The 13,948-nt window shown below is 34.5% G+C and carries 6 protein-coding genes; 1 reads left to right on the top strand and 5 read right to left on the bottom strand.

Features of this window, described 5'->3' with window-relative positions; translation table 11 throughout:
- Nucleotides 1-113 precede the first annotated feature (113 nt).
- The 5 genes from BUC29_RS20585 to BUC29_RS20565 all read right to left on the bottom strand — a co-directional run bounded on the left by BUC29_RS20585 (nt 114) and on the right by BUC29_RS20565 (nt 9,319).
- Complete coding sequence (locus BUC29_RS20585) at nt 114-1,925, bottom strand: glycoside hydrolase family 2 protein (protein WP_073418386.1); 1,812 nt, start codon at nt 1,923-1,925, stop codon at nt 114-116.
- 226 nt (nt 1,926-2,151) lie between these two features.
- A complete protein-coding gene (locus tag BUC29_RS20580) occupies nt 2,152-3,180 on the bottom strand; it encodes a glycoside hydrolase family 43 protein (RefSeq protein WP_073418384.1) in 1,029 nt (342 codons plus the stop codon).
- A gap of 137 nt (nt 3,181-3,317) precedes the next feature.
- Nucleotides 3,318-4,490, bottom strand: a complete 1,173-nt coding sequence (locus BUC29_RS20575) for a glycoside hydrolase 5 family protein (RefSeq protein WP_073418383.1) — start codon at nt 4,488-4,490, stop codon at nt 3,318-3,320.
- A gap of 278 nt (nt 4,491-4,768) precedes the next feature.
- A complete protein-coding gene (locus BUC29_RS20570) occupies nt 4,769-6,292 on the bottom strand; it encodes a RagB/SusD family nutrient uptake outer membrane protein (protein ID WP_073418381.1) in 1,524 nt (507 codons plus the stop codon).
- 18 nt (nt 6,293-6,310) lie between these two features.
- On the bottom strand, nt 6,311-9,319 hold the full coding sequence (locus BUC29_RS20565; protein WP_073418379.1) for a SusC/RagA family TonB-linked outer membrane protein: 3,009 nt from the start codon (nt 9,317-9,319) through the stop codon (nt 6,311-6,313).
- 389 nt (nt 9,320-9,708) lie between these two features.
- Between BUC29_RS20565 and BUC29_RS20560 the strand changes: the two genes are divergently transcribed.
- Nucleotides 9,709-13,659: a hybrid sensor histidine kinase/response regulator transcription factor gene (locus BUC29_RS20560; RefSeq protein ID WP_073418377.1), complete on the top strand. Its 3,951-nt coding sequence runs from the start codon at nt 9,709-9,711 to the stop codon at nt 13,657-13,659.
- The last annotated feature ends 289 nt before the right edge of the window (nt 13,660-13,948 follow it).

The following is a 13,948-nucleotide window of genomic DNA, read 5'->3' as shown; positions in this document are numbered from 1 at the left end:
CGCGTGTCCTTCGACTTCGCTCAGGATGACAAACTTTGAGAACTATGTGTGGAAACTAGTTTCTTTTACTTCCTTTTTTCAAGTAAAAAACCTATGTTTCTATGTGTTTAAAATTATTTATTCAAAGCATTAATAACTTCTGTATTAATCTTATTCACGGCTTTAAAGTCCATTTTGTCTACTTTTCTGTCGTAGGTCATGAAACCGTTTACTTCGCCTTCAACATCGGTTGTCTGCGTATAAACTGCTGCTGAAAATCCTGTTTTTACTAAGCTTTTAAGAATTTGAGCATACTTTACATATTCGGCAGTAACTTCGGCTTCGTTTTTAAATTTTACGTAACCCCAGTTGTCATTTGCTCTCCATAAATGCCCTTCAAGAGGAAGGCCGATTCCGCCGTATTCACCTAAAACAGTTACTCTTCTGGCATCATATAAATACAATTCCGGAGCTGGATATTTGTGTAAATCTAAAATATCGCCTGTTTGAAAATGATTTCCTCCGCTTGAAGAATTGATTAAACGACTTGGATCGTGATTTTTAGTCCATTCAGTAATTTCTATCGTTTTGAATTGTCCCCAGGCTTCATTAAAAGGAACCCAAACCACGATACTTGGATAAGAATACAAATGATCCATAATGTCCTTCCATTCTTTTTTGTAGATTTCTTGTGATTTTGGAGTACGTTGTAATTCTGTTCCTTCAAAATACTTTTTATCTTGCCAGATTGGTTGCTCATCACCGCTTGGCATATCCTGCCAAACTAGAATTCCTAACTGATCACAATGTGTGTACCAGCGTTCCGGCTCAACTTTTACGTGTTTACGAATCATGTTAAAACCTAATTCTTTTGTTTTAATGATGTCATATTTTAAAGCTTCGTCCGTTGGCGCTGTATATAAACCTTCTGGCCACCAGCCTTGATCTAAAGGTCCGAATTGGAAATAATCTTTGTTATTTAACTGCATTCTCATCACACCGTTTTCATCTCTTTTTGATGAAATTTTTCGCATTGCGAAATAACTTTTCACCTCATCAACTACTTTATTTTTGCTAATTAAACGGACTTTTGTCTGATACAAAAAAGGATTTTCCGGCGACCATAATTTTGGAGTATTTAAAACAATATCATTGCTTTCTCCAACTACCGCTTTTTCTTTTGCAATTTCTTTTCCGTTGTCGAAAACAGAAATTTCTACTAAATCTCCTTTTTCTGCTTCATTTACCTCAGCTTTTATGCTGATTGTATTCTGATCGATATTTGGAGTAGTTTTTAATTCTGAAATGTTTTTAGCATTTACAGGTTCCATCCAAACGGTCTGCCAGATTCCGGTAACGGGTGTGTACCAAATTCCTTCCGGATTTTTGACTTGTTTTCCTCTTGGCTGAGTTCCGTCGTTTGATGGATCCCAAACTTTTACAACCAGTTTTTGATTTTTTCCTTTTTGGATAAATGGCGTAATATCAAATGAAAACGGCGTGTAACCTCCTGTATGAGAACCTACTTTTATATCGTTAATAAAAACTTCTGTTTTCCAGTCTACAGCACCAAAATGCAAAAGGATATTTTTTCCGTTCCAGTTTGATTCAATTGAAAAATGGGTTTCGTACCAAAGTTCATTCTTTGATCCCACTTCTTTCATTACACCAGACAAACTCGATTCTGCCGCAAACGGAACCAAAATTTGCCCGTCATATTTTGAAGGCGCTGTTTTGCCAAATTCCTGTATGGCATAATTCCATAAACCATTCAGATTTTTCCATTGGCTGCGTTCCATAATCGGACGGGGATATTCTGGTAATGTTTTATTCGGATCAACTTGCTCTGCCCATTTTGTTTTGATTTTATCTCCTTGTGGTTTCCATTGTGCATTGGCTGTAAATATTGAAAACAAGGTTAAAAAAACGATACTTTTTTTCTTCATGCTGTATATATTTTGGACATTTTTGATTAAAAAATGTCATAATTTTTTCTTCAAATCAAAATTGAATTACCAGACTTATATCCACATAAAGTCTGGTAATTACAAACACTTAAACTAACTTAACTTAACCATATTTTTAATTGTGAATTATGAATGGTAAATTGTTAATTGTGATAAGCTTTTTCTCAAAAACTATCATTGATAATTAACAATTTACAATTCACCATTATTTACCGAATTTCTTCACCAAACTGTCGTATTCTTTTTTAGAGATTGTAATCATGCATCCGTGACGTACTTTTTCCGGGAAACTATACTTATCCCAATCCGAGAAAAAAGTGTAGCCTGAAGCTTGAAACCAAGGTCCGTTTAGATTATCTGCAATTGATAATCCGTATGAAACTCCCGGATATTGTTCATAATACATGTACCATATTTTATCATCAGGAGAAGGAATTAACATTGGCGCTTCTCTAAAGTTCGGACTGATAGACTGCTGGGGCAAAGAATAAGGTCCTAAAAGGTTTTTTGATTTGGCAATTCGGATTGTTTTTCCGGTTGTCCAGTACAATGTTGGATAGGTTTCGTCTTTAATTATAGCATAGTAAGAATCGCCGACTTTTCGAATAAAAACATCAATGGTTCCCATATCCCAATCGAATAAACGATTTGGCGGACCTTCAAAAGTTTTTAAATCTTTAGATAAAACGTATAATGTTCGCTGACTTGCCCAGTAACGTTCTCCGTCTTCTTTTGTTCCTTCAAGATGCGGCGTATGCCAGGTCATAATAAACTTTCCAGAAGGTGTGTCGTAATACAATTTTGGTGCTCCAATTCGCTGTAAAGCGTTTGAATAATCGGGCGTACTTTTTAAATCGGGCGTATAATCAGAATGTTTTTTCCAGGTAATTAAATCATCCGAAACCCAGATGTTGATTGCCTTTGCATCGTCTCCTGTATTTCCGGCAATGTAATATTTCCCATCCGGTCCTTTGCAGATATCCGGATGACCTTTGTATTCTTCAAAAACTCTTTTTCCGTTGTTGAGGTTTTCCCAATGAAGACCATCCAAACTTACAGAATAGTACAATCTGCCGTAATCGTTGTGCGTCATGTGTGCAAAAAGATAGGCTTCGTTTTTAGGTTTTTCGTTTCCTGTAACTTGTCCGGGAGGATTTGGCTGTTGCGCTTTCGCAGAAAATCCAACCAAAATTAAGGCTAGAAAAAGGAGCTGTTTTATTGTGTGTGTTCTCATTGCTGTTAAGTTTTTAGTTTATTGCCCACGGATTTTACAGATTAAACGGGTTTCCGCTGATTGCTTTTTTTCAAAACGTTATAAAATTAATCTGTGAAAATGCGTTTAATCCGTAAAATCCGTGGGCTAAAAAAGCTCTACTTCTTATTAGCCTCAGATGTTAGTTTTTTGATTAAATCTGTTTCGGCTTTTATGTATGGTGTTCCATCTGTGTGTAATACTTCGTGAAACCATAATTTTGGTTCTGCAGTGTATGTTTTTGTCCAGCTGTCCCAAGCGTATTTTGTTTGTGTTTTTCCGTCAACAAATCCCCAGTTTATCATGCCAACATTGTATTTTCTGGCAATTGGTAAAAATCCTTCGAAAGTACTTCCGTTTGGTCTTGCCATATATTCGGTACAAATCATTGGTTTTCCGTAACGCTGTAATTGTTTGATTACTTTTTCGAAATCCTGAGGAGTATTGTAATTGTGAAAAGAAACAATATCTGATTGTTCGATCTGCATTTTGTGCATTGGCTGCATTTTAGCTTCGTCGCTCCAGTCTCCAACCCAAACTCCGGAAGTTAACGGCTGTGAAGGATTACTTGATCTTGCCCATGCAAAAACATTTTTTAAAAGCGGCAGAACTAAATCGACTTTGTTTTTGATTTCAACTTTTTCATAAGAAGGCCCCGTCATATTATCGGGTTCGTTCCAGACATCCCAGCCTAAAATACGTTTGTCATCTTTAAAATGAGATACGGTTTCTTTTACATATTTCTCTAAACGAGGATATTGTGTTTTATCCTGAAGTACTTTTTGTCCCGGACTTTGTACCCATCCTGAATTGTGTGTATGCGGTTTTGGAGCACGTTGTTTTCCTAAAGCCGGAAACGGATCCCAGCAGGAATCAAATAAAACAAAAAGTATTTTGATATGATGTTTGTCTGCAATTTGTAAAAATTGGTCCATACGTTTGTAAAATCCCTCTGCATCTTGCTGATGTAATAAATCGTGAAGGTATACGCGCATCACATTCATGCCTAAATTTTCTGCCCAGCCCAATTCCTGATCGATTCTTTTTGGATCAAAACTATCTTCCTGCCACATCTCTAACTGATTTATAGCTGTGCTAGGAGAATAATTTGAACCTACCAGCCAAGGCTGTTCTGCGTACCATTTATTGGCTTGATCTTTTGTCCAGATTTCTCTTTTTTCAACCGCCGTGGTTTCGTTTTTATTTTCTTCAGAAGTACTCTTTTTGTTGTTACAGCTTAGCAATACTAATCCTGCCAACATAAGTGTCAGACACAATTTTACTTTTCTCATTTCAGTTTGTTATTATGAACAATCGTTCTTTATGATAAGGGAATCAGACTAATACAGCTGATTCCCTCAAAAAAATCAGTTTTAATTCATTTGGTGACATTATTTTTAACACATAGAAACATAATCTCTAGGAATCTATTAAAGACGTTTCACTTAGAATAATTAACATAGACTATGTGTTAAAGCTTGCTTTTTATATAAATCTTAGCATAGGCAATAAGACCCTAGTTTCTATGTGTTAAAATTAAATTTTACTCAATTTCACCCAATGTGCAGTTTTAGTATCCAGAGTTTTGCTCCAGATTTGGATTATTATCTACATCCGTTTGTGGAATTGGCATTCTATGATTTTTACCCACTTTAAAGTTTTTAAAGTCCGGATCACGAAGCGCAATTTTATCCACAGAAGCCTGAGTATTTAAATCTCCCCAGCGTTTTAAATCTTCCCAACGCACGCTTTCTCCGGCTAATTCTAAAACTCTTTCTGTTTTTAAACGCTCTAAGAATTTATCATGATCGATTCCAATTTCAGGATGTGCAACGGCCAAATTATTCATGTTTACACGAGCTCTTACTAAATCAACATATTGGTAAGCTTGTGCTGTATTTCCCAATTCGTTTAAAACTTCAGCATAACGTAGTAAAATATCTGCATAACGAACTAATCTGTAGTTTACCTGGCTGTAATAATCTTCATTATTTCTATAATAATCACGGCTTCCTTTTCTAAACCAAGCTTCATTATTATTCCATTCCCAATCCCTTCCATAGGTTTTATCTCCAAAATCTGCGAACAATTGAGGGTAGTATAAAGTCCATCTTAAACGAATATCAAGATTACCGTCTTTATTTTTTTCTTCTTTAAAAGCATTTACTAACCAAAAACGAGCTTGTCCATCAGACCATCCAATTCCTCTTGGTGCAAAAAATTGAGAACGGTTACTAGAAACGGCAGCATTTGGATCTTCACCAGTTCCCCCTTTTCTTTGATCTCCAAACTGAATCTCAAAAACAGATTCGCTGTTGTTTTCATTTACATCTGTAAAATTGTCTCTATAATTTGTAACCAGACCATATCTTGCGCCAGACCCTGTGATTAGATATTCCAGAGCAGTTTTTGCTTCAGGCCATTTGTGCTGCTGCATGTATAATTTTGCCAAAAATGCTTTTGCAGCTCCTTTATCCGGTCTTCCGGTTTGATCTGATGTCCATTGCGCTGGTAAATCTGCGTAAGCCTCGTTTAAATCTTTCTCAACCTGAGCCCAGATTTCATCAACCTTTTTTTGCTGTGGCAAATCTGCAGGTGTAGACGGATCTAAAACCAACGGAATATCTTCCCAGATTACTGCTGCATAATAGTAGTTTAAGGCTCTTAAAAATTTAGCCTGAGCAATAATTTTCTTTTTATCATCTTCATTTTGAAATGTGATATTTGGAACATTTGCTAAAACCTGATTACATCTAAAAATGGCTTTGTAGGTATCTCTCCATGTTACAGCATTTCCTTCCCAAAAATTATAATTGATATAGTTGAATCTGGTCCAGTCTGCCAATTCTGTCCATGGGCTTACGCTATAACCTTCATCAGAAGTAAGATCTAAGCGAAAATATATCCATCTTGCCCAAAGACCATCTTTGTAAAACATGGCATAAATCGAGTTTACACCAGCTTGTGCATCACTTTCAGTTTTCCAATATTGGTCTACTGTAATATCATTTGGACTGTTCAGGTCTAATTCGTTTTCACAAGCAGTAAAAACAAGACCTAGAAAAGCTGCGGTTATTATGATTATTTTTTTCATTATACTATTTTTTTAAAATTAGAAGCCAAACTCAACACCAAAAGAATACGTTTTTAGATTTGGGAAAGCCCCATTATCTACACCTCTCTCAAAAATATTGCTGTTTGTAAATTCAGGATCTAAACCTTGATATTTAGTAATTGTAATAATGTTTTGTGCTGACAATGTTAATCTTGCTCTTGAAATACCAGAATTTTTTAAGACACTTTGCGGTAAATTGTAACCAAATCCAATGTATTTAAGCCTTATAAAATCTCCATTTTCTAAAAAACGGTCACTGTCTCCTCTTGAGTTTAAAGTCGAACCTTTTGTAATTCTAGGGAAATCAGTATTTGGATTTTCAGGTGTCCAAGGCTGGATTCCGGCTCTGTAATTACTATTGTCATCAAAACGATCTACTACACTTCTAAATCCATCATAAACAGTTGCTCCGTGCGAAGCAATCCAGTTCATCGAAAAATCGAAACCTTTGTATTCTGCTCCTGCATTTAAACCCATTTCAAACTCTGGCCATGGGCTTCCAACAATAGCTTTATCTGTACTTGTAATTTGTCCGTCTCCATTAACATCTTTAAAACGAATATCGCCAGGAACAGCATTCGGCATAATTACCTGCCCGTTTGCATTTTTGTAGTTATCAATTTCCTGTTGGTTTTGGAATAATCCGTCTGTTTGCAAAACATACCACATTCCTACCGGATTTCCGGCGCGTGTAATTGTATTACCAGAAATGTTTTCATTTTGTCCGTTTCCTAATGAAACCAGTTTGTTATTAACTTTTGTAAAGTTGATAGAAGCATTAAATGAGAATTCATTGATTTTTTTGCTGTAAGCCAATTCTAATTCAAAACCTTTATTCTCAACAGTTGCAGCATTAGAAATTGGGTTTCCGCCATCATTCCCTGTAGTTAATAAAATTGGGAAACCAAATAATACATCTTCTGTACGGGCAATAAAATAATCTGCCGTAAGACGCAAGTCATTATTTAAAACACCTAGATCTAACCCGAAGTTGGTTTGTTTTAATTTCTCCCAGCGCAGCTGCGAATTTGATAATTTTACTTGTGTAGCCGAAGGGTATAAATTTTGATCGTTTCCTAACACAATTTGTCCGAAATTATTAACGAAGCTTTTGTATTCGTACTCTCTGATATTTCCGGAACCTAATTCTCCGTAACTCGCTCTTAATTTTAAATCTTTAATGAATTCTGATTTAAAAAACGATTCGTTGTTAATTCTCCATCCGGCAGAAACAGAAGGGAAATTCCCCCATTTGTTTGCATCGCTAAATCTTGATGATCCGTCACGTCTTAAAACAGCATTCAACAAATAACGGTTATCATAATTGTATTCAATTCTTCCTAAATACGATGCAAGAGCAGCTTCATTAATAAAACCACCAACCACAGGCGAATCTCCCTGGTTTAAAACTTCATAATATTGCCCGTTTCCAGAGTTTATCGGCAGGTTTCTCTTTGTACCATAAATTTGATCGTATTTGTCTTTTTGAAAAGTCTGACCAACTAAAATAGTTATATCATGTTTTCCAAATTCTTTTTTGAAAGTCAAAGTGTTTTCAAACAATGTTGTTTGAGATCTTCCTTTATTTTGATCTGTCTGAGATGGATCAATCGGCTGATTTAATGTCCAGTTTCCAACTTTTCTCATGAATTTATAGGAATCAAAACTAGTTTCATATCCAAAGTTGAAACGGTATTTTAACCATGGAGCAAATTTTAATTCAGACCAGATATTCCCTCTAATTCTAAAATTTTCATTTGTTGTATTCGCGAAATCAGCAATTGCAAGAGGATTTGTTCCAAAAGTATCTGCAACACCTTGTTTTCCGTAACCATAACCTCCAGGATTAGAGGCGTCGTAAAGTGGAATTGTTGGTGTCATTCTATACACATCGATAATTGGATTTCCAGACATTTCGTCTGTTTTAGAATTACTAATTGCAAGATTTTCTCCAATGCTGAAAATTCCTTTTGTTCCGCTTGAATTTACACGGAATGAAATTCTGTCAAAATCAGTTCCGATTACAGTTCCCTCATTTCCAAAATAATTTCCAGACATAAAGAAGGTAGAATTTTCATTTCCACCAGAAAAACTCGCATTATAATCCTGAATCATTCCTGTTCTAAAAACTGCATCCTGCCAATCTGTATTAACGGCCATATTAAGGTTTTGTCTTGTCATTCCTGCATTATCATACGCCATGTTGTTTAATTTGGCAAACTCTTCAGTTCCGGCTAAATCGTAACGCGGCATAACCGTAAAACTTGATTTTGCAGAAACTTCAACCTGAAGCGGTCCTTTTTTACCTTTTTTAGTTGTAATGATAATAACTCCATTTGCCGCTCTCGAACCATAGATTGCTGCTGCAGATGCATCTTTTAAAACCTGAATCGATTCGATATCATTTGGGTTAAAATCTCTGTTTGCAGATGTTACCAATCCATCAATTACATATAATGGATTTGTATTTTGAAGATTTTTAAGACCACGAATTTCAACACTAGCTTCTTGCCCCGGACGTCCCCCGCCGCGAACTTTAACTCCTGTTACTAAACCCTGTAATCCATCGGCAACTGTTGTCACCTGACGTTTTTGAATTTCTGTTGCTTTTACCAGCGAAACTGCTCCTGTAAGATCTTTTTTCTGCTGAGAACCATAACCTACAACTACAATTTCATCGAGTTTCATTGCATCTTCCTGTAATGTAACATTGATTGAAGTTTTGTTATTAATTTCAACTTCTGCTGTTTTGTAGCCTTGTGAACTAAAAACAAGAGTTTGATTTCCGGCTGCCGTAATTTTGTATGTTCCGTCAAAATCTGTAACGGCACCGTTTTTTGTGTTTTTGATGACAACATTAGCAAACGGAATTGATTCTCCTGTTGTAGAGACTACTTTTCCCGTTATGGTTATTTGCTGTTGTGCATACGTTTGCTGTAATAATAAACTAAAGAAAAACAAGAGGTAATATCTCTTCTTTAAAATTTGAGTGATCTTTGTTTTCATTGATTTGTCATTTAGATAGTTTTCTTTTTTGGTTGGTTTTACATTTCTTTTTTAAAAATTCTAATCATCTCTGATTCGAGCAAAAAAATAATTAATATTGCTCAGTGCTAATAATTCGTTCATTTTGTTTCAAAATTATTGATGAAATATTTTTTCAAACTTAATTTTATAGACAATGTATTTTTTAAGCCTAAAAATTGTCAATATCATTTATTTGAAAAGTCAAAGTAGATGATTTTAATTCAAAATAAAATGATTCATTTGTGTCAATTTCTATATCAAATGATTCAAATTGTATAAATAAGACCAGAAAAATCGAGACTTGCAACATTTTGTAGAATATTGACACGATTTGTACAAATCACGATTTTATCATAAAAAACACAGTTATGCGTAAATTCTTTCTTTTATTATTTTTTTCAATTTTTTCGATAAATTTTATTCAGGCGCAAGAATATTATTTTAAACATTTTCAGGTTGAAGAAGGACTTTCAAACAACACGGTTTTGACTTCTTTACAGGATGAAGACGGCTTTATGTGGTTTGGGACAAAAGATGGTTTAAACCGATTTGACGGTTATCGTTTTAAAACATACAGAAGCAATGCCGATCCAATTCACAGTCTTGGAAGCAATTATATTCAGTCTCTGCATGAATATAAAGACGTAATTTGGGTTGGAAGCGATAAAGGTTTGTATCAATATGATAAAAAAACAGATCAGTTTACGGTTTTAAACGAAGCGATTAACGATCGTATAAATGATATCAATCACGATAAACATGGAAATATCTGGTTCATCTCAGGAAATATTCTTTATAAATATTCTACAACAAAAAAAGAAACAAAAACTTTTAATCCTAATAAATATTTTATTGCAACTTCTATTTCGCGCGATGCAAATGGGCAGATCTGGGCTTCTTCTTTAAATAAAATTTACCGCTATTCTGAAGAGAATCTTTCATTTGAAAATATCCCAATTACGCCGCCTGCAGCTTCTGCTAATTTCAGGATTACGGTTATTTATGTTTTAGATAAAAATAATATTGTCATTGGGACACAAGACGACGGTGTTTTACTTTATAATATTAACAACAAAACAACTGCGAGTTTAGAATTTTCGACAAAAAAACCAGTATATGTACGTCAGTTTAAAAAGAAAGGAAACGACGAATTGTGGATTGCCAGCGAATCTGGCGTTTATGTTTATAATTTAAGAACAAAATCCAGTGTTAACCTCAGAAAAAATTATAATGATCCGTATGCTATTTCAGATAATGCTGCATACTCAATTACGATTGATAAAGAAAATGGAATTTGGATTGGGACATATTTTGGCGGCATCAATTACCATCAAAAACAATACACACAATTCAAGAAATATTTTCCGCAAAAGGGACAAAATTCCATTAGCGGAAGCGCCGTTAGAGAAATTCATAAGGATGATAAAGGCGATTTGTGGATTGGAACGGAAGATGCCGGCTTAAATAGATTTAATCCAAGAACGCAGCAATTTACTTCGTATTTACCAAACGGAAGCAAAAGCAGTGTTTCTTATTATAATATTCATGCTTTAATGCCCCGAAAAGATAAAATCTGGGTGGGAACTTTTGAACATGGTTTGGATGTTTTAGATCGAAATTCGGGTAACGTTGTGCGACACTATAGCGCCAATAATCCAGCTTCCGGATTGCGAAGTAATTTTATTTTTTCATTTTATGAAACCAAAAAAGACGAATTAATTGTTATAACGACAATGGGACTTTATGTGTACAATGAAAAAAATGACAATTTTGAAACCATAAAAACATTTCCCGAAAGTACACATTATACTACTTATAAAGAAGACAGCGACGGAAATCTCTGGGCGGGAAGTTATCGCGATGGTTTATTTTATTATAATCCGAAAACTAAGAAGAAAGAAGTTTTTATTTACGATTACAAAAACCCAAACGGAATAAGTAATAACTCAATCAATTATATTTTTGAAGACAGTTTTAAAAATTTATGGTTTGCGACAGAAAACGGACTGGATTTATTTGATAAAAAAACGAGAACTTTTAAAAAATTTACAACCAAAAACGGATTTCCCAGTAATGTAGTTTATTCAATTTTAGAAGATGATTCCAAAAATTTATGGCTTACAACTTCTAAAGGTTTGGTGAAGTTTGCACCGGATCATAAAAACATCAAAATTTATACAACTGCAAATGGTTTATTGAGCGATCAGTTTAATTATGCATCGGCTTTTAAAGATGTAAACGGCGATATGTATTTTGGAAATTTAAATGGAATGATCAGCTTCAACCCGAAGAATTTTACCAAAAACAAATACACGCCTTCAATTTTTATTACCAATCTGCAGATTAACAATAAAGATATTGATGCCAACGGAAATGATTCGCCTATAAAACAATCTATTTCGCATATTGACGAGCTGGAACTTGATAATAATCAATCCTCATTTAATCTCGAATTTGCTTCGCTAAATTATACCGCACCGGAACTTACAGAATATTGGTATAAACTGGAAAATGTAAACAACGACTGGGTTTATCTGGAACGTAACAACAAAGTTTTCTTTACAGAATTAGCGCCCGGCGATTATGTTTTTAAAGTAAAATCATTGAATAGCTTTGGCGTTTGGAGTAAAGAAGTCGAACTGAAAATCAGAATTCTGCCTCCGTTTTGGGCGAGTTCTTATGCTTACTTTTTCTATTTTCTGCTGATATGCGGCTCGTTTTACTACATCATTCGTTATTCGCAAAATCTAACACAGATTAAACACAATCGAAAAATAAAACATCTCAACGACGAAAAAGAAAAAGAAATCTATCAGGCAAAAATTGACTTTTTTACGAATGTCGCACACGAAATCAGAACGCCTTTGACATTGATAAAAGGTCCTTTGGAAAAACTTTTGGTAATGGATCATATATTGCCCGAAGTACCCCAGAATCTTTCTATAATGAAGAAAAACACATCGCGTTTATTAAAACTGGTAAATGAATTACTGGATTTTAGAAAATCAGAAATTGGAGGTTTAAAACTTACTTTCGTGGAAGCGAATATTTCGTCGATGGTTCGGAATTTACATTTAAGATTCAGTCAATTAATTGAAGAAAGAGGAATTGAATTTGATCTCGAATTGGGCGATAAAGATATTTTTGCTTTTGTAGATAAAGAAGCTTTCAAAAAAATCCTGAGTAATTTAATGAGTAATGCGATTAAATATTCTAAAGATAAAGCCACAATAACACTTTTTAGAGATGAAAAGAAACTGACTCTAATTGTAAAAAATGACGGAAACCTGATTCCGTTTCATTTAAAAGATAAAATTTTTGAACCGTTTTTCAGAGTTGATAATATGGATACGACTTCGGGAACGGGAATTGGACTTTCGCTGGCGCATTCGTTAACACAATTGCATAATGGAAACCTGCAGGTGATTCCGGATTCTAAAGTGAATATTTTTGAACTTGTGGTTCCGCTTCGTCAGGAAGAAGAATTTATGTTTTATAACGAACCAGAAAAAGAAGAAATTGAAACTGAATCTGAAACCGTAGAAATCGAAAACAAACACGAAAAAACCCAGCTTTTGGTAGTCGAAGACAATGAAGATTTATTGAATTTTATTACAACAGAATTAGCTCCGTTTTACACAATCTTAAAAGCCGATAATGGCGAAAGTGCTTTAAAAATAATTCATAATGAAAATATTCAGCTGGTTATAAGTGATGTTTCGATGCCGGTTATGGATGGAATTACAATGTGCAAAGAAATTAAAACGAATCTTGAAACGAGTCATATTCCCGTTATTTTATTAACTGCCAAAAACTCTTTGAAATCACAAATCGATGGACTAGAAGTTGGCGCCGATGCGTATATCGCCAAACCATTTTCGATGGATTATTTAAAAGTTCAGGTAAATAATCTGATTGAAAACAGAAAGCAGATTATGAATTATTATGCAAGTTCGCCGCTTTCGCACATTAAAAGCATTGCCCACAATAAAACCGACGAAAAATTCCTGAAAAAATTAGACGAAGAAATTCTGAAAAACATTACAGATTCTGATTTAAGCGTTGAATCTCTGGCGGAAATTATGAATATGAGCCGATCGACTTTATACCGAAAAATTAAAGATATTTCGAATTTAAGTCCGAATGAATTGATTAATATCGTTCGTTTAAAACGTGCTGCTGAATTGCTTTTAAACGAAAATTACAAAATGTACGAAATCGCCGAAATGGTGGGTTATAAATCGCAGACTAGTTTTGGGCGTAATTTTCAGAAACATTTTGCAATGTCGCCTTCAGATTATATTGCGATGAATAAGTAATTTTTTAGCTGTAGAGGATCACAGCAGTGTGTCTTTATGCTCAAAGTGATATTCGTTGGTTACGTTGTGTTAGACGCACCGTTTTGCGCGTCTGTGCATACATAAAAGAAATTTTAAGAAAAAACTGTGCAAAGTCAAAGACATTTACACAGTTTTTTTTCGAATTTATCTTAAGAAATTATGCTTTTATATAATTAAATATATTGGTTAATAATATTTTCAAACAATTCTTGTTTACCGCTTTGAAGGTTTAATTCACCATTTTCGTGAGCGATGGCGTAAAGATCTT

The organism is Flavobacterium defluvii (assembly GCF_900129555.1).
GTDB classification, from domain to species: domain Bacteria; phylum Bacteroidota; class Bacteroidia; order Flavobacteriales; family Flavobacteriaceae; genus Flavobacterium; species Flavobacterium defluvii.
This window is presented reverse-complemented; position numbering and strand designations above follow the sequence as displayed.